This is a genomic window from Streptomyces sp. NPDC058198 (assembly GCF_042882605.1).
Classification (GTDB): Bacteria; Actinomycetota; Actinomycetes; order Streptomycetales; family Streptomycetaceae; genus Streptomyces.
On record NZ_JBHVVP010000002.1, the window covers coordinates 333,826 to 356,179 of the forward strand.

19 protein-coding genes are annotated in these 22,354 nt (G+C 70.3%); 9 read left to right on the forward strand and 10 right to left on the reverse strand.

The genetic code is table 11. From position 1 onward, the window contains the following. Positions 1 to 320 precede the first annotated feature (320 nt). From ACFVWW_RS10025 to ACFVWW_RS10035, 3 genes are all read left to right on the forward strand, one after another. Positions 321 to 2,384 (forward strand): PhoX family protein, encoded by a 2,064-nt coding sequence (locus ACFVWW_RS10025; RefSeq protein ID WP_384328668.1) that lies wholly within the window; start codon positions 321 to 323, stop codon positions 2,382 to 2,384. Between the two features lie 136 nt (positions 2,385 to 2,520). Beyond that, a complete protein-coding gene (locus ACFVWW_RS10030; RefSeq protein ID WP_384179108.1) occupies positions 2,521 to 2,928 on the forward strand; it encodes an RNA-binding S4 domain-containing protein in 408 nt (135 codons plus the stop codon). A 101-nt stretch (positions 2,929 to 3,029) separates the two neighbouring features. Continuing rightward, a complete protein-coding gene (locus ACFVWW_RS10035) occupies positions 3,030 to 3,509 on the forward strand; it encodes an ATP-binding protein (protein WP_384179110.1) in 480 nt (159 codons plus the stop codon). On the opposite strand, the gene ACFVWW_RS10040 is transcribed toward ACFVWW_RS10035, so the two are convergent. The 4 genes from ACFVWW_RS10040 to ACFVWW_RS10055 form a co-directional block, all read right to left on the reverse strand. Next, positions 3,490 to 5,583 (reverse strand): FUSC family protein, encoded by a 2,094-nt coding sequence (locus ACFVWW_RS10040; RefSeq protein ID WP_386877115.1) that lies wholly within the window; start codon positions 5,581 to 5,583, stop codon positions 3,490 to 3,492. The two genes, ACFVWW_RS10035 and ACFVWW_RS10040, sit on opposite strands and share 20 nt — an antisense overlap. A gap of 88 nt (positions 5,584 to 5,671) precedes the next feature. Then, a complete protein-coding gene (locus ACFVWW_RS10045) occupies positions 5,672 to 5,929 on the reverse strand; it encodes a DUF2630 family protein (protein ID WP_384179113.1) in 258 nt (85 codons plus the stop codon). Between the two features lie 125 nt (positions 5,930 to 6,054). Then, positions 6,055 to 6,453 (reverse strand): hypothetical protein, encoded by a 399-nt coding sequence (locus ACFVWW_RS10050; RefSeq protein WP_384179115.1) that lies wholly within the window; start codon positions 6,451 to 6,453, stop codon positions 6,055 to 6,057. Positions 6,454 to 6,729: 276 nt separating this feature from the next. Then, entirely contained in the window at positions 6,730 to 7,614 is an 885-nt protein-coding gene (locus ACFVWW_RS10055) for a hypothetical protein (RefSeq protein ID WP_383913976.1), read from the reverse strand. 240 nt (positions 7,615 to 7,854) lie between these two features. Between ACFVWW_RS10055 and ACFVWW_RS10060 the strand changes: the two genes are divergently transcribed. Continuing rightward, entirely contained in the window at positions 7,855 to 8,178 is a 324-nt protein-coding gene (locus ACFVWW_RS10060; protein WP_384328657.1) for a hypothetical protein, read from the forward strand. A gap of 75 nt (positions 8,179 to 8,253) precedes the next feature. Here the strand turns inward: ACFVWW_RS10060 and ACFVWW_RS10065 are convergent, their stop codons facing one another. The 4 genes from ACFVWW_RS10065 to ACFVWW_RS10080 all read right to left on the reverse strand — a co-directional run bounded on the left by ACFVWW_RS10065 (position 8,254) and on the right by ACFVWW_RS10080 (position 11,736). After that, positions 8,254 to 8,694 (reverse strand): universal stress protein, encoded by a 441-nt coding sequence (locus ACFVWW_RS10065; protein ID WP_386877118.1) that lies wholly within the window; start codon positions 8,692 to 8,694, stop codon positions 8,254 to 8,256. A gap of 46 nt (positions 8,695 to 8,740) precedes the next feature. Continuing rightward, positions 8,741 to 9,388: an FMN reductase gene (locus ACFVWW_RS10070; protein ID WP_384179123.1), complete on the reverse strand. Its 648-nt coding sequence runs from the start codon at positions 9,386 to 9,388 to the stop codon at positions 8,741 to 8,743. A 2-nt stretch (positions 9,389 to 9,390) separates the two neighbouring features. Continuing rightward, complete coding sequence (locus ACFVWW_RS10075) at positions 9,391 to 10,485, reverse strand: LLM class flavin-dependent oxidoreductase (RefSeq protein ID WP_386877385.1); 1,095 nt, start codon at positions 10,483 to 10,485, stop codon at positions 9,391 to 9,393. Positions 10,486 to 10,728: 243 nt separating this feature from the next. Beyond that, positions 10,729 to 11,736: a polysaccharide deacetylase family protein gene (locus ACFVWW_RS10080; protein WP_386877120.1), complete on the reverse strand. Its 1,008-nt coding sequence runs from the start codon at positions 11,734 to 11,736 to the stop codon at positions 10,729 to 10,731. 202 nt (positions 11,737 to 11,938) lie between these two features. Between ACFVWW_RS10080 and ACFVWW_RS10085 the strand changes: the two genes are divergently transcribed. From ACFVWW_RS10085 to ACFVWW_RS10100, 4 genes are all read left to right on the forward strand, one after another. Then, positions 11,939 to 13,555, forward strand: coding sequence for a putative glycoside hydrolase (locus ACFVWW_RS10085; RefSeq protein WP_384179127.1), 1,617 nt, complete (start codon positions 11,939 to 11,941; stop codon positions 13,553 to 13,555). Between the two features lie 201 nt (positions 13,556 to 13,756). After that, positions 13,757 to 14,971, forward strand: a complete 1,215-nt coding sequence (locus ACFVWW_RS10090) for an esterase/lipase family protein (protein ID WP_386877122.1) — start codon at positions 13,757 to 13,759, stop codon at positions 14,969 to 14,971. A gap of 119 nt (positions 14,972 to 15,090) precedes the next feature. Continuing rightward, positions 15,091 to 15,456: an iron chaperone gene (locus tag ACFVWW_RS10095; RefSeq protein ID WP_386877124.1), complete on the forward strand. Its 366-nt coding sequence runs from the start codon at positions 15,091 to 15,093 to the stop codon at positions 15,454 to 15,456. A 47-nt stretch (positions 15,457 to 15,503) separates the two neighbouring features. Next, the gene (locus ACFVWW_RS10100; protein ID WP_384179132.1) at positions 15,504 to 16,151 is read left to right on the forward strand and encodes a CatB-related O-acetyltransferase; all 648 of its coding nucleotides are present in this window, start codon (positions 15,504 to 15,506) and stop codon (positions 16,149 to 16,151) included. Positions 16,152 to 16,176: 25 nt separating this feature from the next. On the opposite strand, the gene helR is transcribed toward ACFVWW_RS10100, so the two are convergent. Together helR and ACFVWW_RS10110 are read right to left on the reverse strand one after the other, a co-directional pair. Then, a complete protein-coding gene (gene helR / locus ACFVWW_RS10105) occupies positions 16,177 to 18,324 on the reverse strand; it encodes an RNA polymerase recycling motor ATPase HelR (RefSeq protein ID WP_386877386.1) in 2,148 nt (715 codons plus the stop codon). 11 nt (positions 18,325 to 18,335) lie between these two features. Beyond that, the gene (locus ACFVWW_RS10110; RefSeq protein ID WP_386877126.1) at positions 18,336 to 19,568 is read right to left on the reverse strand and encodes a glycosyltransferase; all 1,233 of its coding nucleotides are present in this window, start codon (positions 19,566 to 19,568) and stop codon (positions 18,336 to 18,338) included. Positions 19,569 to 19,914: 346 nt separating this feature from the next. On the opposite strand from ACFVWW_RS10110, the gene ACFVWW_RS10115 reads away from it, so the two are divergent. Further along, positions 19,915 to 22,320 (forward strand): ATP-binding cassette domain-containing protein, encoded by a 2,406-nt coding sequence (locus tag ACFVWW_RS10115; protein ID WP_384328643.1) that lies wholly within the window; start codon positions 19,915 to 19,917, stop codon positions 22,318 to 22,320. The last annotated feature ends 34 nt before the right edge of the window (positions 22,321 to 22,354 follow it).

Below are 22,354 nucleotides of genomic sequence, written 5' to 3' on the forward strand. Positions count from 1 at the left end.
TAAGGTTAGCGGCCGCTCGGAGTGATCTCCGGCAGGGGCGGCCAACGCGCACCCGGGCAGGTCAAGGGCCGACGACCGCCCCGCCGCCGCACGAGCCCTGCCCCGCCGCCGCACGAGCCCTGCCCCGCCGTCGTACGAGCCCCGCGCCGGCCGCCGTACGAGCCCCGCTCCCCGGTCGCCCCACATTCATCACCCGTTCACCCGGACGCCTCCGCCGTGCTGGGATCTCCACCTAGCGTCACCGCCGAGACATCCCGACGCCCTGTCGGCTGTGTCGGCGCGGGGCGCGCGCCGAAACCACCCCATTCTCGGAGGCGAAAGTGCGCAAACTGCTGCCGCTGCTCAACTCTCACCCAGGCGGACGCTCCGCTCTGACCTGCCGCTACCGCTGCGGCGACGCCTGTTTCCACGAAGTACCCAACAAGAGTGACAACGAGTACGTCGGCGACGTCATCGCCGGTGCGCTGTCCCGCCGTTCCATGATGCGAGCCGCCGCCGTCGTGACGGTCGCCGCCGCCGCGGGCACCGCCGTCATCGGTGGCCCCGGTGACTCCCCGGCCGTCGCCGCCCCGCTCGGCACGGACGCCAACGCCAAGGGCAAGACCCCCACGGTGGACGGCGCCCGCGGCCTCCGCTTCACCCCCGTCGCCCCCAACACCGCCGACAAGGTGACCATCCCCTCCGGCTACAGCCAGAACGTCGTCATCCGCTGGGGCGACCCCATCCTGCGCGGCGCGCCGGACTTCAACCCGGACAAGCAGACCGCCAAGGCGCAGGCCGGCCAGTTCGGCTACAACAACGACTTCCTGAGCCTGCTCCCCCTCACGGGCGAGCGCGGCCGCCAGGTCCTCGTGGCCAACCACGAGTACACCGACGAAATCCTCATGTTCAAGGGGTACGACCCCGCGAAGCCGACCCGCGAGCAGGCGGAGATCGCCTGGGCCGCCCACGGCCTCTCCGTCGTCGTGGTCGAGGAGGACCGCAAGAGCGGCAAGCTCACCGCCGTCACCCGCCACCAGCTCAACCGCCGTCTGACGGCCACCAGTGAGTTCGTTCTCACCGGACCGGCCGCGGGCAGCGACCTGCTGCGCACCTCGGCGGACCGTACGGGCAGCAGGGTCCGCGGCACGCTCAACAACTGCGCCGGCGGTACGACCCCCTGGGGCACCACGCTGCACGGCGAGGAGAACTTCAACCAGTACTTCGCCAACGGATCGAGCGCGACGGACCTGCGGTACGGCATCGGCACCGCCGCCACCGAGCGCAAGTGGGAGCTGTTCGACAAGCGTTTCGACCTCAAGCAGGAGCCCAACGAGGCCCACCGCTTCGGCTGGGTCGTCGAACTGGACCCGTACGACCCGGACTCCACGCCCAAGAAGCGCACCGCTCTCGGCCGCTTCAAGCACGAGGCCGCGCAGCCGCGTCTCACCGCCGACGGCCGCCCCGTCGTGTACATGGGTGACGACGAGCGCTTCGACTACCTGTACAAGTTCGTCTCGTCGAAGCAGATGAAGAAGGGCAGCGGCCGCGCCGCCCACGAGCACAACCTCACGCTGCTCGACGAGGGCACGCTGTACGTCGCCAAGCTCACCGGTGACAGCCCGGCCGGCGAGTTCGACGGCACCGGCAAGCTCCCGAACGACGGCGAGTTCGACGGTTCCGGCGTCTGGATCCCGCTCGCCACCGGCGATGTGTCGCACGTTCCCGGCATGACCGCCGACGAGGTGTACGTCTTCACGCGCCTCGCGGGCGACAAGGTCGGCGCCACCAAGATGGACCGTCCCGAGGACGTCGAGCCGTCGCCGCGCACCGGCCGGGTCTACGTCGCGCTGACGAACAACACCGACCGCGGCAAGGCGGGCAAGGCGGGCGCCGACGAGGCCAACCCCCGTAACGCCAACAAGCACGGCCACATCCTGGAGCTCGCCGAGAACTGGGACGACCCGGCCGGCGACGGCTTCGCCTGGCGGCTCTTCCTGGTCGCGGGCGACCCGAAGGACCCCGCCACCTACTTCGCGGGCTTCCCCAAGGAGAAGGTCAGCCCGATCTCCTGCCCCGACAACGTCGCCTTCGACCCGCACGGCAACCTGTGGATCTCGACGGACGGCAACGCGCTCGGCACGCACGACGGCCTGTTCGGCGTCGCGACGCAGGGTGACCGGCGCGGTGAGCTCAAGCAGTTCCTGACCATGCCGAACGGTGCGGAGACCTGCGGGCCGATCGTCCAGGACCGCCGGGTCCTGGTCGCCGTGCAGCACCCGGGCGAGATCGACGGCGCGACCGTCGAGAAGCCGGCGAGCGCGTGGCCGGACGGACCGGGGAAGATCGTCCGCCCGTCGGTGGTCGCGGTCTGGCGCAAGGACGGCAGCGACATCGGCGTCTGACGCGCGATGGCCGCGGGGTGGCGCCGACTCGGACCGGCGTCACCCCTCCGTTCCTCCGACGGGTGTCACCCCCGTTCCTCCGACTCGGGCGGGCGTCACCCCGTTCCTCCGGCCGATTCGCGTTTACCCTCGATACATGGCTTCTGAGGCTGAGGTTCAGGGCAGTGGGACGGTACGGGTCGACAGCTGGATCTGGTCCGTACGGCTCACCAAGACACGCTCCCAGGCGGCCGCCGCCTGCCGCGCGGGCCACGTCCGCGTCAACGGTGACCGGGTCAAGCCCGCGCACACGCTCAAGTCCGGGGACGAGGTGCGCCTGCGGCACGCGGGCCGGGACAGGATCGTGGTGGTCTCGCGCATCGTACGGAAGCGGGTGGGCCCGCCGGTGGCGGTGGAGTGCTACGTGGACAACAGTCCCCCGCCCCCGCCGCGCGAACTGGTGACCCCCATCGCCCTGCGCGACCGAGGGGCCGGCCGCCCGACGAAGCGCGACCGCAGGGACCTGGACCGATTGCAGGATCGCCTGCTGGGGCGGTCCGACTGACGGCCCGGCTGACGGTCCGACTGAGGGGTGCTCTTAAATCGCTCACAGTCATCTCTGCTGTACGGACAGTAAAAGTCTGTGCGGCAGGGAAGGTCAGTCCCATGAGCCACGATGGTGAACAGCGCGACCGGTACGACCAGTATGACCAGCGGCAACAGCGCGAACAGCACCAGCAGCACCAGCAGCGTGACCAGGACGCTCGGCATGTGACATTCCGGCTGCCCAGTCACCCCCGTAGCGTGGGACGGGCGCGTGAGGTCCTCTGCCGGGACATGGACCTGCCCGGGGACTCCGGCGCGACCGCCGCTCTTCTTCTGTCGGAGCTCGTCACCAACGCCCTGCGCCACGGCAGTCCGCCCGGCCGGGAGATCGCCGTCAGCCTGCACCGTGCCGACGGGCTCCTCCGGCTGGAGGTCGAGGACGCCGGGGACTATCTGCCGCGGCCGCGGACCTCCGGTCTGGACGAGGAGTGCGGGCGGGGCCTCGCTCTTGTCTCGGCGCTCGCCGACGACTGGGGGGTGGCGCCGCGTCAGGGGCCGGGGAAGCGGGTCTGGGTGACGCTCAAGGTGTTTGGCCGGTGAGTCCGGTGGGCCCGGTGAGGCCGGTGCGCCGTTGCGGGGACGCGATGGCCCGCGCCGCTTTCACCTCCTGGCGCAGCGGAGCGAGTACGCCCTTCTCGTCGCCCGTCAGCTCCGTCCGTACCTCGACCAGGACCTCGCTCGACCGCAGCGCGGCGGCCATGTCGCGCAGTTGGCGTTCGATGTCGGCGATCTCCGCCGGGGCGGGCGGCGGGGCTCCGTGGTTGACGCGGACGCGGGCCGCCGTCGTCGTGTCGACGATGCGTTCCACCGCGACGACCAGCGGCCACCAGGCCGCCGCCCGCGCTCCCGTGGGCGGCGGCTCGGTCAGGGCCCGCTGGAATTCGGTGCGTACGACCGACAGATCGCGGTAGATACGGCGGCGCCTGCGCACCCGTTCGGCCTGGTCCGCCCGTTCGGCCCGGCCTGCCCGCCCGCTCGTGGCGCCGTCACCCGTGGTGCCGAACGCGTACCGCGCGTACTCCGCCGCGTCCTCGACCGCGTCAGCGAGCCGGTCCCCGATCCGGGTGTGCCAGCTCTCCGGCCAGAGCAGATAGCCCGCGATCAGCGCGATCCCGCAGCCGATCATGCTGTCGATGAACCGGGTGAGGATCAGGCCGACGCCCTGGTGGCTGAGGAAATCGGAGAGCAGCAGGATGACCGGTGTGACGGCCGCCGTCTGGAAGGCGTACCCCTTCGCGGACACCGCGGGGACGAGCGCGGCGAGGACGAGCATGACCGGCACGTCCCACCAGCCGAGCGGTACTTCCGCCAGGACCGCTGCGGCGACGACGAGCCCCGCCACCGTGCCCACCGCACGCAGTACGGCGCGCGAGAAGACCGAACCGAAGTCCGGTTTGAGGACGAAGGTGACCGTGAGGGTGATCCAGTACGAGCGTGGCACCGGCACCAGCGACACCAGCGCCTGCGCCAGTCCGATGCAGAGCGCGAGGCGCAGCCCGTACCGCCAGGAAGCCTCGGAGAGCAGGACATTGCGCGCCGCGCGGCGGGCGCGGATCCGCAGGGCGGCGGGGCGGCCGAGCCGGTCGTCGACGTTGGTGGGGTCGGGTTCGGCCTGGTACACGACGGACGCGGCGTGCCGGATCGCGCTGTCGACGGCGCGTTCGGAAGGGGTGCCGGGCGCGGGCAGGTCCAGCGCGGGATCGCCCGTACGGCCCTCGGCGACCGCGTCCGCCAACTCCCGTACGGCGGCCGGGACCGCGGCGGGCAGCGGGCGGCCGCGCAGATGGGCGGCGGGTGCTGCCTCGACCAGCGGGATGATCACATTCAGCTGGGTGAGCAGCCGTACGAGAGAACTGCGCCGGCCGTGGTCGCGGGCGCGCCGGGCGAGGACGACGTCGTACGCCTCGTTGAGGGAGAGGGTGACGGCCTGCCGTCCGGTGTCGTAGTCCGGACCGCCGGCGGCCTCCAGCAGATCGGCCAGCGCGCGGTACGTCCCGGCGACGGCGGCCCGTTCCTGCATCCGGCCGCGCACCGGCCAGGCCAGCAGCGTCATGACGAGGACGAACAGCCCGCCGACGCCGAGCAGCAGCGGGGCCGTCCACCACGGCTTCGGCAACGGAAGTCCCGCGCCCAGTACGGCGGTGAGCAGGAGCAGCAGACCGGAGGACGAGGCCACCGCGCCGATCGAGGAGATCATCCCGGAGATGAGCGCGATCAGGGTCAGTACCGCCACGGTCAGCCAGCCCTGCCCGAAGACGAGCGTGCCGAGTGTGATGCCGAGGGCGCCGAAGAACTGGGAGACGGCGATGGTGAGGAGCCGCATCCGGTACGCGTCGGCGGTGTCGCTTATGACGCCGTACAGCGCGCCCATCGACACGAGTGCGCCGTAGGCGGGCCGGTCGACGGCGAGGCCGACCGCGAGGGGTACGGCCAGGGCGACGGAGGCGCGGGCGGCGGCGGCCCAGGGGATGGGGGCGGGCTTCGGGCGCAGACTCGCGAGCAGCCACTCGGGCGGGGACAGCCGGCCCGCCTGCCGGCGCCGGCGTGCGGCGTCGCGCCGGCCTTTGTCGCGCGGCGATCGGTCGCCGTCGCGCGGGTCCTCAGGTTCTCCCATGGGCGACACACTGACGTATGGGGTGGAGAAACGTCAGCTCTGTCCGCCGTGGGTGACCGGGTCTGTCCGCCGTGGGTGACCGGGCGGCTCAGCCTTGGTATCCCTCGACCTCGCTCGGCGGGCGGACCGCCGCCTCGTCCGGGTTCTCGCCGAACTCCGACTTGGCGCGGCGCTGCCGCAGCAGGTCCCAGCACTGGTCGAGCCGGACTTCGACGGAGCGCAGCCGCGCCTGCTCCTCGTCCGCGAGGCCGAGATGCTGGGTCGAGCGTTCGCGCAGATGGCGTTCTTCGGCGACGAGGGCGCCGATGTCGTCGAGGATCTCGTCGTTGTTGCCGGTGGCGTTCATGACTGCTCGGCCTCCCTTGCGACGGTATGGGCCTTTGGGGACAGCAGCGGTGGCTGCTGTCCCCAAAGGCCCATAGCGTGTCGTCGGGTTGAACCCGTTCGGATGCGGATTGCGGTTCGGGACGTCTAGGTTCGGGCTGTATGGGACGTTACGCGGTCGGTGGTCAGCGCCCAGATCACGAACGCCGAGAGGGCCATGCCGACGACCGCCCAGACGGGCTGGTAGGGCAGGTAGAGGAACTGAGCCACGAGGTTCAGCGCCGCGAATGCGATACCTGCGTACCGTGCCCAGGGGACGCGCATGAGAATGGCCAGACCGGTGACGGCGACCAGGACGCCTATCGCCAGATGGATCCAGCCCCACGACGTCAGGTTGAAGGTGTAGGCGTAGCCGGTGACGCGGTTGAGGAAGGCGTCATGGCTGATGGCGACTATGCCCTGAAGGATGTTCGTGACCCCAGAGACCAGCATGAGGACACCGGCGAAGAACGCTCCGCCTGTGGCCCAGGCTGCCTTCTTTCCCATGTGAGCTCCGGTGCCTGCGCCAGTGCCGGTGCCCATGTTCATGCCTGCGCCGGCTCCTTGTCCGGTACCGCCGGTTCCTGCGCCTGTGCCCATGCCCGTTCCGGGGGGCCGATGTGTTGTGTTCTGGCTCATAACCCCATGGTGCTCCAAATGACACAAAAGGGACATTCGACCGGGTGGGATCGGTATAAAGATTCAGTAAAGTCCGGTGAGGGGTGTCCTGCGGCGCCGCGTTGAACCGGTCCGGACGTTCCAGGCGCGGCAGCTGGGCCGCCGTCAGGACCGGTCCGGCGCACCCGCCCCCGCGGACACCGGGGTACGCCCCGGGGGAGCCGGCCGGCCTCGCCGCAGCAGGCCCGTGAGTCCGGCGGCCAGAGCGAGGACGAGTCCGACGGCGAGGACGATCCACGCCGTCGCGCGGAGCGAGTCGGTCAGCGCGTTGTAGATCGCGGCGGCCGCCGACCGGTCACCGTTGTCCGGCAGTTCTTCGAGGATGGTCCCGCGCGCCACCATGACGACGGCGGCCAGCAGAACCGCACCGACCGCGAGCGCGAGTCCGACGCCGATCAGCGCCCGGCGCCGGCGCACCGCGAGCAGCACGGCGAGGGCCGTGAGCGCCACCGTCCCCACGGCCAGCCAGATTCCGGCCGCGCGGAGCCCCTGGATGACATCGCGCCAGACCCCGAGCCCGTTGGCCTCCAGGACCGTGATGGTGCTGTGCCGCACGGGGATCCGGTTGGCGAACGGCACCGAGTCCTTGATCAGCTGCGCCTTCACCTGTTCGGTGATGGGCGCCAGATCGATGGTCACCCTGCTGCCGCCGCCGTTGGTCAGAACCTGCTCGGCGGCGGTGTGCGCGGCGCGGCTCGCGGTCTTCCACGCGGACTTGAAGGCCTCGGTGGTGGAGAAGGACAGCACGGCCTCGTGCAGCAGAGTACGGACCTGGTCCTGGAGCGGCCCCAGGTCGATCTGCGTCATGACCCCGTCGGTGATCCGCTTGGCGACGGCGGTCTGTACGTCGGTGTCGGAGGCGAGCGGCGCCATGGCGGAGACGAAGCGGTCGGCGTTGTTGATCTCCAGATCGGCCCAGGCCGCGATGGCGCTCAACGGAGTGAGGACCGCCAGCAGGGCGATCAGCGCCGTGGAAAGAAAGGTCCGCACGTCTCAAGGGAACGCGGAGCGGGCGGTGGGCGCGAGCGGTGCGCCGCCGACCCGGTGAGGGGCCACGGGTTGCCGCGCGCGACGGGCGGGTGTGCCCTGGAGAAGAGGGGGATGTGAGGGAAGGAGTTCCCCGCCATGGCCACACATGCGCCGATGCCCGCGCGGCACCACGCCCCTCCACGCATCCGTCCACGCGCCTCACGGCCCGTCTCACGGCGCGTTTCTCCACTCACCTTGGGGATGGCTGTCCTGCTGGGCCTCATCTACGGCGCGTACGCGGCCTTCATCGCCCGCGGCGGCGGAGCGGCCACGTACGGACAGCTCGCCCTGGGACTGATCTCCGCGGCGGCGATGGCCGTACTGATCTGCGGTCTCGTCCAGATGGGCCGCATGCTGCCCCGGGAACTGCGCGCCGGAGCCTGGGGGCTCCTGGTCGGCGGGTCGATGGGCTTCCTCTACAGCCTCACCGGACACAGCGTGCTGCTGTCGTCGGGAATCGGCCTGGCCATCGGCGCCGGCGCCATCATCGTGACGTTCTACGTCTTCTACACGAGAGACACCTGACCAGACGCCCCCCGCCCCCCACCGTGCGGCCCGCCGGATCGTATCCCGCGGGCCGCTCCTCCGGTTCGGCCGGTGTCAGTCTTCGGTGACTTCTCCGCGGACCACGACCACCGGGCAGGTCGCGTGCTGGGTGACGTGGAGGCTGACCGAGCCCAGTAGGGCCGCGCGGAAGCCGCTGTAGCCGCGGTCGCCGACCACCAGGAGGGCCGCTTCCTCGGCGGTTTCCAGCAGGGCCTGGGCGGCGGGGCCGCCGACGACGTGGCGCTCGACCGCCGCCGCGACGTCCGGGGCCAGGGTCTTTTCCAGCGCCTCGTCCAGGATCTGCCGGGCCAGCTGCTCCGGGTCGAACTCCGGCGGGGTGCCCGGCATCATCGCCGCCCAGCCGGTCGCCGGGTACTCCCAGCCGATCACGGCGCTCACCTGGTCGCCGGTCAGCCTCGCCTGCCGTACGGCCCAGCGCAGCGCCTTCAGGGAAGGTTCCGAACCGTCGACGCCGACCACGATCCTGCTGCTCATGACGCTCCTCCTGCTGATCGTTCATCTCGTGCCACTGCGGACAAACCTACGCAAGGTCCGCGAGGAGCCGTTCGAAGGGCACCACATCGTCCCCCTCTTCGCTCTCCTGTCCCTTCTGCCCCGTAGGGGCGGTCTCAGGCGCCCGCCCCCGCAGGAGCGCGGCGAACTCGCCGCCGGCCCGGTCGATCCTGGCCGGCAGCCCGCCCGCGTACGCGTCGGCGCCCGCGCCCCAGTCGTCGGTCGCGGCGAAGACCGCGGTCGGCAGGGTCAGCGCGTGCAGATACGAGAACAGCGGGCGCATCGCGTGCTCCACCGCGAGCGAGTGACGCGCGGTGCCGCCGGTCGCCGCGAGCAGTACGGGCGTACCGCGCAGCGCGTCGGGCTCCACCAGGTCGAAGAACGACTTGAACAGTCCGCTGTACGAAGCCGCGAAGACCGGGCTCACGACGATCAGTCCGTCCGCCCCGGTCACCGTCTCCAGCGCCGCGCGCAGCGCGGCCGCCGGGAAGCCGGTGACCAGGTTGTTCGCTATGTCGACGGCCAGATCGCGCAGTTCGACGACCGTGACCTCCGCCTTGCGGTCCTCGGCGGCCAGCTCCCGTACGGTTGCCTCCGCCAGCCGGCCGGCCAGCAGCCTGGTCGACGACGGCTTGCTCAGTCCGGCCGAGACGGCGACGAGCTTCAAGGGCTCCATGGTCAGACCTCCTCCGAGACGATGTCCGGCGTCGACGCGACCGCGGCCGGGTGGACAGGTCCTTCCGGGACTCCGGCCGGCCGCAGCGCCGCGAACTCCTTGCGCAGCACCGGTACGACCTCCTCGCCGAGCAGGTCCAGCTGCTCCAGCACCGTCTTCAGCGGCAGCCCCGCGTGGTCCATCAGGAACAGCTGGCGCTGGTAGTCGCCGAAGGAGTCACGGAAGGCCAGGGTCTTCTCGATGACCTCCTGCGGGCTGCCCACGACCAGCGGCGTCTGCTCGGTGAACTCCTCCAGCGAGGGCCCGTGCCCGTACACCGGCGCGTTGTCGAAGTACGGACGGAATTCCCGTACCGCGTCCTGCGAGTTCTTACGGATGAACGCCTGGCCGCCCAGACCGACGATCGCCTGCTCGGGCGTGCCGTGCCCGTAGTGCGCGTACCGCTTCCGGTAGAGGCGGATCAGCTTCTGGAAGTGCTCCTTGGGCCAGAAGATGTTGTTGGCGAAGAAGCCGTCGCCGTAGTACGCGGCCTGCTCGGCGATCTCGGGCGAGCGGATCGAGCCGTGCCAGACGAACGGCGGGGTGCCGTCCAGCGGCCGGGGCGTGGAGGTGAAGCCCTGGAGCGGCGTACGGAACTTGCCCTCCCAGTCGACGACGTCCTCGCGCCACAGCTTGTGCAGGAGCGCGTACTTCTCGATGGCGAGCGGTATGCCCTGGCGGATGTCCTCGCCGAACCACGGATAGACCGGCCCGGTGTTCCCGCGCCCCATCATCAGGTCGACGCGCCCGTCGGCCAGGTGCTGGAGCATCGCGAAGTCCTCGGCGATCTTCACCGGGTCGTTGGTGGTGATCAGCGTGGTGGAGGTGGAGAGGATCAGCCGCTCGGTGGTGGCCGCGATGTAGCCGAGCATGGTGGTGGGGGAGGAGGGGACGAAGGGCGGGTTGTGGTGCTCGCCGGTGGCGAAGACGTCCAGTCCGACTTCCTCCGCCTTCCGCGCGATGGCGACCATCGCCTTGATCCGCTCGTGCTCGGTCGGCGTACGTCCGGTGGTCGGGTCGGCCGTGACATCACCGACGGTGAAGATCCCGAACTGCATCGCGCTCACCCCTCGAATTCCAGATAGTTGAAACTTGAACTGCCCGCTTCAACGGTAAGGACCCGAGAGCTATTCCCCGGGCGCGGGGCACGGGCCCCGGGGCGTGGGGCGTACGGGGAAACGGCGAAGCGGCACTACCTCGCGCCAGTGGTTCATGGAGGCGCTGAACGAGGTAGTGCCGCGATATCGGAATCTGACAGGGCTCGAAGCCCGGGACAGGGGCCTGGGGCCCGGGACGGGGGCCTAGTACGGCTTGGCCCGCTTCGCGAAGGCCGGCGCCACATTGTCCTGCGAGGCGCGGGGGAAGGCGACCGTGTTCGGATCCCCGTCCGAGACGTACCAGCTCTTTGCGGCGGCGAGCTTGTCCAGCCACCGGGAAGAACCGAACTCGGCGTCCGCGTCCTTCGGCCCCGCCGAGCGGATCCGCGGGATCGCGTCGGGCGTGAAGGCCTTGGCGAACGGCGAGACCGAGGGGTTGGCCCCCACGAGATACACCCCGTCGTAGCGGTAGCCCGTTCCCCGCGCGGCGACCTCGGCCGGCTGGGGCATGGCCCCGAAGGGCAGGGCGAGGGACGTGACCTGGTTTCCGGGCGCGGACTTCAGGATCGCCTGCTGTCCGGCGGCGATGGCCTGCGTGGCGCCCGCCTGGTCCAGGGAGCGCAGGTTCTGGTGGCGGTCGGTGTGGTTGCCGATCTCGCAACCGTGCTCCTTCAGCCAGGTCAGCGCCTTGGCGGAACCGGTGGCCGAGAAGGCGTCCGCGTTGACGAAGAAGGTGCCCACGGGCTTGAACGCGGGGTACTTCTTCGCCGTCTCGGTCATGATGGCGATGGCCGTGTCCGGCGCCGGGGTGCCGTCCTGGCCGAGGCGCACCTGACTGTTGGTCGAGTCGTCGAACGTGAGGACCACCGGGTGTGTTCCGGCCGGGATGTCGATGCGGCCCGTCTGGAAGTCCCGGGCGGTGACCGGTACGTACTTCTCCCGGGCGAGGCGCTCCAGCTCGGCCCGGAAATCGGCCGGGGTGCGGTCGTAGACGCTGGCCGGCTTCGCGGTGAGCTGGTGGTACATCAGCACCGGCACCTGGCCGAGCTCGTCGGCGCCGACCTCCGCCGGATCTTTCGCGGCGGCGGGGCTGGCGGCGGCCGAGGCGGCCGCCTGCCCTTCCCCGGCGGACGGTGACGACCCCGGGGAACAGCCCGAGGCGAGCAGGGCGGCGCCTGCCAGGGCGCAGAGCGGGACGAGCGGGTGGCGCATGAGGGACCTCCAAGGCGAACGTGTCGCGCCATCCCTACCGGCGGCGGGAGCCCCCGTACCGCACCGTCCCCTGGATGGCGCAGTCACCACGCCGGGGCCGCACGGGGCCGTTCGTGTGAAATCCGGTCAGAACAGGAGGACCGGCACGCCGTACGGCAATCAATGGAAGGACCCACCCGGCCACAGCCCGAAGGACGTCATGATGGCCACGAGACACATATCGAACTACGCCTCCTCCTACCGTCCCCGCCGTCGTTCCCGCCAGCGCGCCCTGATAGTCACGGCCGGCGCGCTCGCACTGGCCGGAGTGGGCTGGACCTTCCTCGCGCCGGGACCGGGCGTGCAGGGTCTCACCGACGGCGCCGTCCTCGACGGGCGCAAGGCCGCCCAGGTCAGCGTCTACCTCAACGCCAAGGACGCCGGCAGTCCGGACAAGGTGCGCGCCACCTTCAACGGCGCGCGGGTTCCCGTCACAGCGGAGGGCGCCCGCCTGAAAGTCGCCCTCCCGCGCCTGGCCGAGGGCAAGCACTCCCTGGTGGTGGAGGGCGACAGCAGCCTCCCCTTCGCCTCCTACCGGGAGGTCGTGGACTTCACCGTGGACGCCACCGCTCCCGACCTGAAGGTGACCGACCCCGAGGTCAAGGACGCCGCCGGCCCCGTGACCATCGCCGGCAAGGCCGCCACCGACGCCCAGGTGACCGTCGACGGCAAGAAGGTCTCCGTCGACAAGGCCGGGGCCTTCAAGATCACGGTGCCCAAGGGCACCCCCCTCGTGACGGTCACCGCCGTGGACCGCGCCGGAAACACCACCACCAAGGCCGTGTCCGCCCGGGGCCGTCGCCCCATGATCCGTGCCGCGCACATCACCGCCATCGGCTGGGGCAACGACACCCTGCGCGGCAACATCCTCGCCCTGGTCCGCAGCGGCAAGCTCAACGCCGTACAGCTGGACGTCAAGGACGAGGACGGCGAGGTCGGTTACGCCTCCCAGGTGCCGCTGGCCCGTCAGATCGGCGCGGCCAAGGGCTACTACGACGCCCGCAAGGCGATAGCCGAAATCCACGCGGCCGGCGCCCAGGTCATCGGCCGCATCGTCGCCTTCCGCGACCACAAGCTCGCCGCGGCGGCCTGGAAGTCCGGCAAGCGCGACCAGATCGTGCTGACCCCCGCCGGAGAGCCCTACGGCGGCGGCCAGTACGGAGCCCTGTCCTTCACCAACTTCGCCAACCCCACGGTCCGCAAGTACAACCAGGACCTCGCCGTCGAAGCGTCTCAGCTCGGCTTCGACGACATCCTCTACGACTACGTGCGCCGCCCCGACGGCCCGCTGGCGCAGATGCGCTTCCCGGGCATCGGGTCCGCCACGCCCGAGCAGTCCATCACCTCGTTCGTCGCCGACACCCGGACCGCGATGCGCCCGCACGCCAAGTACCTCGGTGTCTCGGTCTTCGGCATAGCCGCCACCCGGCCCACCGAGATCGCCCAGGACATCGCGGCCCTGGTCAAGGTCAGCGACTACATCGCACCGATGGTCTACCCGTCCCACTGGGGGCCGGGGGAGTACGGCGTCGCCAACCCCGACACCGCCCCGTACGCGATCGTGCAGCGCTCGCTCGCCGACTTCGCCCGCCAGACGAAGGGCACCCAGACCGAGGTCGTCCCGTGGCTCCAGGACTTCTCGATGGGCAGCACCTACGGGCCGGCCCAGGTGGCCGATCAGATCAAGGGCGCGGCGGCCAACAAGATGAACTCCTTCATCCTCTGGAACGCCGGTGCCCGCTACCAGGGTGCGGCGCTCCAGCAGATCGCCGCGCGCTGACGCGGCGCGTCGAGGAGGTGTAGTTCCTGGTGGCAGAGGCGAACTGGCGGCAGACCGCCGGTTCGCCTCTTTCCAGTCGACGGGGAGGTGGTTTTGACAGGTGATCGACCGACTGGATGACTATGACCCGTAAATATATGGTTGATAACGCTTTGTGCCTGATCATGGAGATTCCTTGCCATTCGTATGAGAGGGACATCCATGGCGGACAATCAGCTCGACCGGGCCAAGCAGGCCGTTGGACCGATCGGCCTCGTCACCCCGGTGGGCGCCACGGCCGCCACCCGGGCGCCGGCGCCGGACGAGGAGTGGGAGCTGCCGAACGGCAGTGCCAGGGTCTACTACGGCGAGGGAAGTGACGGGATCTCCGCCCCGGTCCTTCTGGCCGACGGGTTCAACCTGGGGCCGACCGACCACGACTGGCTGTGGGCCGGGCTGGAGAACGGGCAGTTCCCGTTCATCAGCCGGCTTCGGGCCCGGGGGCGGACCGTCGTCCTCCTGGGGTTCGACGAGCGCAGCGCGTCGATCCTGGACAACGCCCAGACCATGATCGCGGCCATCCAGCGCACCAACGCCGAGCAGCGCGGTGACACCCCGCTGCTGGTCGGCGGCTTCAGCATGGGCGGCATGGTCGCCCGGTACGCGCTCGCCAAGCTGGAGCACGACGGAATCGACCACCGCACGCAGGTGTACCTCTCCTACGACACCCCGCACCGTGGTGCGTGGGTGCCGATCGGGCTCCAGGCGTTCGCGCAGTACGTGGCGCCGATCGACGACACCTACGCCCGGCAGATCAACAGTGACGCCTCCCAGCAGATGCTGTGGCGTCATCTGGACGCGGTCGACGGCACCCCGCAGGAGAGTGTGAAGCGCACCGAATTCCTGCGCGCGCTCCATGACGTCGGCGGATGGCCCCGCAGGCCGCGCACGCTGGGCATCGCCAACGGCGCCGGGAACGGGCAGGGCAACCAGGTCCCGGCCGGAAAGGACGCGCTCAGCTGCGCCGGGCCGTTCTTCGACCAGACGCGGCTGATCACCCAGGCGCGTGGCAGCAAGGTGACGGTCGGGGAGCTGGCCGGCGTGCTGGGCGGCCCGCACACGGTGACCACCAGCGGTTTCCCCGAGCTCGACGGTGCGCCGGGCGGCACGCTGGAGTCCTTCGGGATCCTCGGCGACACCCTGGAGTCCTTCGGGGAGAAGGTCGACCTGCCCTACCGTTCGGTGTGCTTCGTGCCGTCCGTCAGCGCGGTCGCGGTGCGTGATCTCGACCGGCAGGAGGACCTGTACGTCGACATCGACAGCCTGTCGCCGGAGGAGAGCGAGCTGGACGAGTTCGTCCTCTCCGCGACCAATGACCCGCACACCCTGATGACCGAAGAGCTCGGCAACTGGATCCTGGAGCGCCTGCCGAGCTGACTGTGTGGTTCTGCGGGCTTGAAGCCGACGGCGTTCCTGGGGCGGAAGACCGGATTGACGGTCGTACCCAGGAACGTCCGGCCACTACCACCACCGCCGGTCCGGCATAAGCTCGCCGCATGGTGCGGAGCGAGGCAGAAGATGTCGACGGTTACCTGGCCGAGGTCCCGGAAGAACGCAAGGACGCGCTGGCCGGGCTGCGGGCGCTGTGCCGCGCGGAGCTCAAGGGGTTCAGCGAGGTCATGGCGTACGGGATGCCCGCGTACGAGCGGGACGGAGTCACCGAGATCGCCTTCGCGAGCCAGAAGCAGTACGTCTCCTTCTACCTCATGAGGAGCGACGTCCGCGAGGCGTTCGACGAGCGGCTCGCCGGGCAGGACATGGGCAAGGGCTGTCTCCGTTTCCGTAAGCCGGAGAAGATCGACTTCGATCTGGTACGGGATCTGCTGAGGGCCACCGCGACCCGCCCGGGCACGGTCTGCTGAGATCATGAGCGGCAACACGCTTACAGACCAGCTGGAGTGATGCCGCCGTGAGCCCCGTTCCCCCCGACCCCTCCGTGCTCAACCCGATACCCGGACAGTCGCGTGTGGTGCTCCTGAAGCCTCTGGTGACGTCCCCGCTGATCGAGGTGGGTGAGTACTCCTACTACGACGATCCCGATGAGCCGACGGCTTTCGAGACCCGCAATGTGCTCTACCACTACGGTCCGGAAAAGCTGGTCATCGGGAAGTTCTGCGCGCTGGGCACCGGGGTGCGGTTCCTCATGAACGGCGCCAACCACCGTATGGACGGCCCCTCGACGTTCCCCTTCCCCATCATGGGCGGCGCCTGGGCCGAGCACGTCGACCTCATCACCGGCCTGCCCGGCCGCGGGGACACCGTGGTCGGCAACGACGTCTGGTTCGGCTACCGCGCGATGGTGATGCCGGGAGTCACCATCGGCCACGGCGCGATCATCGCCTCCGGCGCGGTCGTCGTCGACGACGTCCCCGACTACGGCATCGTCGGCGGCAACCCGGCCAAGCTCATCCGTACCCGCTACAGCGAGCAGGACATCGCCCGCCTGCTCGCCCTGGCCTGGTGGGACTGGCCCGCCGAGCACCTCACCACGCACCTGCGCACCCTCATGTCCGGCAGCGTCGACGCCCTCGAAGCCGCCGCCCCGGCCGGCAGGTGACCTCCCGGCACCCGTCCGGCCGGCGTCAGGGGCTCGTGAGGATGACGAGCTGCTGGGTCGCCCGGGTCATCGCGACATAGCGGTCGACCGCTCCTTCGACGCCCTCGCCGAACGCCTCCGGGTCGATGAGGACGACCAGGTCGAACTCGAGCCCCTTCGACAGCTCCGGGGTCAGCGACCGGACGCGGGACGTCGTCCGGAAGGCGGGATCGCCGATGACGCAGGCGATCCCGTCGGCATGTGCGGCGAGCCAGGTGTCGAGGACCGTGCTCAGATCCGCGGCGGATCCGTGGACGACGGGGACGCCGCCGCTGCGGATGGAGGTCGGCACGTTGGCGTCCGGGAGTACGGCCCGGATGACCGGCTCGGCCTCCGCCATGATCTCTTCCGGCGTCCGGTAGTTGATGCTCAGGGAGGCCAGGGTGATCCGGTCGAGCCCGATCCGTTCGAGCCGTTCCTGCCACGACTCCGTGAACCCGTGCCTGGCCTGGGCACGGTCCCCGACGATGGTGAAGCTCCGGGACGGGCACCGGAGCAGCAGCATCTGCCACTCCGCGTCGGTCAGTTCCTGGGCCTCGTCCACGACGATGTGCGCGAACGGGCCGGCGAGCAGGTCCGGTTCGGCGCTGGGCGATGCGCTCTCGTCGACCAGGGAGTCCTTCATGTCCTGTCCGTGCAGCATCGTCAGCACACCTTCACCGTCGTCATCGGACTGCAGCAGGACGTCGACGACCTTGGCCATCTGCTCGCGTTCGGCGGCGACAAAGGCGTGATGCCGGCGCTTACGTCGTGACTCCTCCGGGTCGCCGAGCCGCTGCCGTGCCGCGTCCAGGAGCGGCAGGTCGGACACCGTCCAGGCCTGGGCGTCCCCGCGCCGCAGCAGCGCTACGTCATCGGGGCCGAGCCAGGGAGCGCACTTGCGCAGGTAGGCGGGTACCGACCACAGGTCTCCGACGAGGTCGGCCGCTTCGAGCAGCGGCCACGCGTGGTTGAAGGCCGTGAGCAGTTCCCTGTTCCGCGGCAGCGACTTACGGAGCGGGCCGGCCGAGGCGTCGTCGTCGTGCTTGTCCACCAGGATCGTGAGCAGCTCCTCCCAGACCTGGTCGCGCGCCTCGTTGTGCGGAGTACCGGATTCCGCCGCCTCGAACGCCACGGCCCAGTCGTCGGCGCTCAGCCAGATGTCGGACCAGTGGGTCGTGACCGTCATCCCCTTGGTGGGCGGCTCCTCGTAGAACCTGACGGCCGTCTCGATCGCCTTCACCAGGTTCGCGGACGACTTCAGGCGGGCCACGTCCGGGTCGGTCTCGACCGCTGCCGCGGCTCCCTCGGCGACGAGGTCCCGCAGGGTGCAGGTCTGCACGCCCTCCTCCCCGAGGCTGGGGAGGACATCGGCGACATAGCCCAGGTAGGGCTGGTGCGGACCGACGAACAGCACGCCGCCCCGGCGGTGACCGAGACGGGGGTCGGAGTAGAGGAGATAGGCGGAGCGGTGCAGAGCGACGACGGTCTTCCCCGTACCAGGACCGCCGTCGACGACGAGAGTGCCACGGGATCCCGCGCGGATGATGGCGTCCTGGTCGGCCTGGATGGTGCCGAGCACGTCTCGCATCCGCGGCGACCGGTTGCTGCCCAGGCTGGCGATGAAGGCGGACTGGTCGTCGAGCGCGGCGTGCCCGGCGAACCCGTCCGAGGTGAACACCTCGTCCCAGTAGTCGCTGATCCGGCCGCGGGTCCAGCGATACCTGCGGCGGCTCGCCAGAGCCATCGGGTTGGCGTGGGTGGCTCCGAAGAACGGCTCGGCCGCGGGGGAGCGCCAGTCGAGCAGCAGCCGGCGACCCGCGCTGTCCGTAAGGCCGAGTCGTCCGACGTACACGGGCTCGGGGCTGTCCGCGCCGACCATGTGTCCGAGACACAGGTCCAGACCGAAGCGACGCAGGGCGCGCAGGCGGGCGGTCAGCCGGTGGATCTCCACGTCCCGGTCCATCGCCTGCCGGCCTGCGCCGCCGGGCGCCCTGCGCTCGGCGTCGAGGCGGTCGGACAGCTCGGCGATCGACTGTTCGAGGCACTCCGCGATGGCCGCGAAGTGCTGCTCATCGCCGGCGATCAGTGTCGGGTCGGCCTTGGGGGAGAGGCGGTCGGGAAGGTCGAACGCGCTGGTGGTCAGGGGGTTCATGTCCAGGGGGTTCATGTCCTCAGCTCCGATTGACCGTAGCTCCGATTGACCGCGTCGAGCAGCAGCTTCGCGGCCACCGCCGCCCCGTCGGTGCGGATCGTGCCGGCCACGGCGGTCGCTCGTGCGCGGGTTTCCGGGGTCAGGATCGTTCTGAGCGCGGCTGACAGGGACTCGGTGGTCGGAGTCGGACCGTCGTGTGCCGCGCCGATGCCCAGGTCGGCCACCCGGTCCGCCCAGTAGAGCTGGTCCCCGGCCTGGGGTACCACCACCTGAGGAGCGCCGGCCCGGGCAGCCGTCGTGGTCGTACCCGCGCCGCCGTGGTGCACGACGGCGGCGACCCGGCCGAACAGTGCCTGCTGGTTGACCTCGCCGACGACGAAGCAGTCGTCCTGGTTGTCGATCAGGGCCAGGCCCGCCCAGCCGCGCCCGACGAGTGCGCGGCGGCCCTGCGCGCGGATCGCCTCGATGGCCACCCGGGCGACCTCCTGCGAGACGAGGCGCATACTGCCGAAGCCGACGTACATCGGTGGGGCGCTGGCGTCCAGGAACGCCACCAACTCGTCGGGGAGCGGGCGTTCGTCCGGCAGGATCCACGCACCGGTGTGTACGACATCGAGGTCCGAGGTCTCCGGCCACGGGCCCAGGGTCGGGTCCGCCACCAGCCACGGCTGGTCGGTGAGCATGAAGGTGCGGACGTCGTCCACCGGCGGCAGACCGATCGAGGCCCGGTGGGTGTTGAGCGCCGGGCCGTGCAGCGTGTTGAAGCTCTGGGCGTTCAGCTCCCACAGCGCCCGGTTGTCGGTCACCTCCGGCGGGAACGGCCCGTCCGGCAGCAGCCCCGCCGGCGGCGCGTGGTGCGGCGACGGCAGAATGAACGGGCAGAAGGTCGCGTACACATAAGGAATGCCCAGCTTCTCGGCCGCCGACCGCGAGGCGAAAAGCGCTAACCCGGTCGCCACGAGGGCGTCACATCCCTCGGCCGCCGCGGTGATGGGGTCGAACTGCGCGGCCAGCTCGGCCACGCGCCGGGAGGCGTCCGCCGCCGACGACGGTCGCACCATCGAGCCCATCGGCCGGCCGATCGGCACCAGCGGCACACCGGCACCGGCCAGCAGCTCCACGAACTCCTGGTCCGGCGGCGCGCACATCCGCACCTCCGCGCCGAGCTGCCGCAACCGCACCGCGAGTCCCACCATCGGCTCGACGTCCCCGCGCGACCCGTACGTCGACAACAGCACACGCATTTCGCGATTCCCATTTCCATAGATTCTGGCCTCGATGGGAGATTCTGCGGTACGACCAGGGCCTTGCCGCAAGCCCCCCAGTGCGCTATAAGTTGAGAGTGGAAAGGAGTGGGTACTCCTCTTTTCCCTCATCGTCCGCTCTGGACGGACACCTTCCTCGCGAATCGGCAGCGCGCCGCGTACGGCGGTCTTGCCCGCGCCGCAGCCGATATCGAGCGCGTCTCTCCGCGATCGGTCAGGAATGGAGAAGCGAAAGCTGCCCCCCGCCCGTAGCGTGAAACGCGTGCACAGCTAGTGCTTCGTCGCCGGCGACGACCACGACCAGGCGCTCTCAGATGGAGACACGATGAACAGGCCCACGAGGACGGACACGCCGTCGCCCGCGTCGCACGCTGCCGACCGTCACGATCTGATCCGCGTGCACGGCACGCGTGTGAACAACCTCAAGGACGTCAGCGTCGAGATCCCGAAGCGCCGGCTGACGGTGTTCACCGGCGTCTCCGGCTCGGGCAAGAGCTCGCTGGTCTTCAACACGATCGCGGCGGAGTCGCAGCGGCTGATCAACGAGACGTACAGCGCCTTCGTGCAGGGCTTCATGCCGACGCTGGCGCGGCCCGAGGTCGACGTACTCGAAGGGCTGACGACCGCGATCATCGTCGACCAGCAGCGGATGGCCGCCGACGCCCGCTCCACGGTCGGCACCGCCACCGACGCCAACGCGATGCTGCGCATCCTCTTCAGCCGGCTCGGGCAGCCGCACATCGGCTCGCCCAACGCGTTCGCCTTCAATGTCCCCTCGGTCCGGGCGAGCGGTGCGATCACGATCGAACGCGGCGCAGGCAAGACCGTGAAACAGACCTTCACCCGCACCGGCGGCATGTGTCCGCGCTGCGAAGGCCGGGGCACGGTCTCCGACATCGACCTCACCCAGCTCTTCGACGACTCCAAGTCGATCGCCGAGGGCGCGATCACCATCCCCGGCTACAAGGTGGACGGCTGGTGGACCGTGGGGATCTACATCGAGTCGGGCTTCCTCGACCCGGACAAGCCGATCCGCGACTACACCGAGACCGAGCTGTACGACTTCCTCCACAAGGAACCGGTCAAGGTGAAGGTCAACGGCGTCAACCTCACCTACGAGGGGCTGATCCCCAAGGTGCAGAAGTCGATGCTGTCCAAGGACCGGGAGGCGCTGCAGCCGCATATCCGGGCGTTCGTGGACCGGGCGGTCACCTTCACGGCCTGTCCCGAGTGCGGCGGCACCCGGCTCAGCGAGGCGGCCCGGTCGTCGCGGGTCGGCGGGATCAGCATCGCCGACGCCTGCGCGATGCAGATCAGCGACCTGGCCGAATGGGTCCGCGGCCTCGACGAGCCGTCGGTGGCGCCGCTGCTTTCCACCCTGCGACAGACCCTCGACTCGTTCGCGGAGATCGGTCTCGGCTACCTCTCGCTCGACCGGCCGTCGGGCACGCTGTCGGGCGGCGAGGCGCAGCGCGTCAAGATGATCCGCCACCTCGGCTCCTCGCTCACCGATGTCACCTATGTCTTCGACGAGCCCACCGTGGGCCTGCACCCCCATGACATCCAGCGGATGAACGCGCTGCTGCTGCGGCTGCGGGACAAGGGCAACACGGTGCTCGTCGTGGAGCACAAGCCGGAGACGATCGCTATCGCCGACCACGTCGTCGACCTCGGCCCGGGCGCCGGTACGGCGGGCGGCACCGTCTGCTTCGAGGGCACCGTCGAGGGGCTGCGGGCCGGCGGCACCCTCACCGGCCGCCATTTCGACGACCGGGCCGTCCTCAAGGAGACGGTGCGGACACCCACCGGCACGCTGGAGATCCGCGGCGCGACGGCGAACAACCTGCGCGACGTCGACGTCGACATCCCGCTCGGGGTGCTGGCCGTCGTCACCGGCGTCGCCGGCTCCGGCAAGAGCTCGCTCGTACACGGGTCACTGCCCCACCGGTCGGGGGCCGCCGGCGCGGGTGTGGTGTCGATCGACCAGGGTGCGATCCGCGGCTCGCGACGGAGCAACCCGGCGACGTACACCGGACTGCTCGACCCGATCCGCAAGGCGTTCGCGAAGGTCAACGGCGTGAAGCCGGCGCTGTTCAGCGCCAACTCCGAGGGCGCCTGCCCCAATTGCAACGGCGCCGGTGTCATCTTCACCGACCTGGCGATGATGGCCGGTGTCGCCAGTGTCTGCGAGGAGTGCGAGGGGAAGCGGTTCCAGGCAGCGGTGCTGGACCATCACCTCGGCGGCCGCGACATCAGCGAGGTGCTCGCGATGTCGGTGACCGAGGCCGAGGAGTTCTTCGGCGCGGGCGAGGCACGCACGCCGGCCGCGCACCGCATCCTCGACCGGCTCGCCGACGTCGGGCTCGGCTACCTCAGCCTCGGCCAGCCGCTCAATACGCTGTCCGGCGGCGAGCGGCAACGGCTCAAGCTGGCCACCCACATGACCGACAAGGGCGGCGTCTACATTCTCGACGAGCCGACCACCGGCCTTCACCTCGCCGACGTCGAGCAGCTGCTCGGCCTGCTCGACCGGCTCGTCGACTCCGGCAAGTCGGTCATCGTCATCGAGCACCACCAGGCGGTCATGGCCCACGCCGACTGGATCATCGACCTCGGCCCCGGGGCCGGCCACGACGGCGGCCGGATCGTCTTCGAGGGCACCCCCACCGACCTCGTCGCCGCCCGCTCCACCCTCACCGGCGAGCACCTCGCGGCCTACGTCGGCACCTGACCGAGGCCCGTGTCCTGGTCCCAACTGAGGCCGG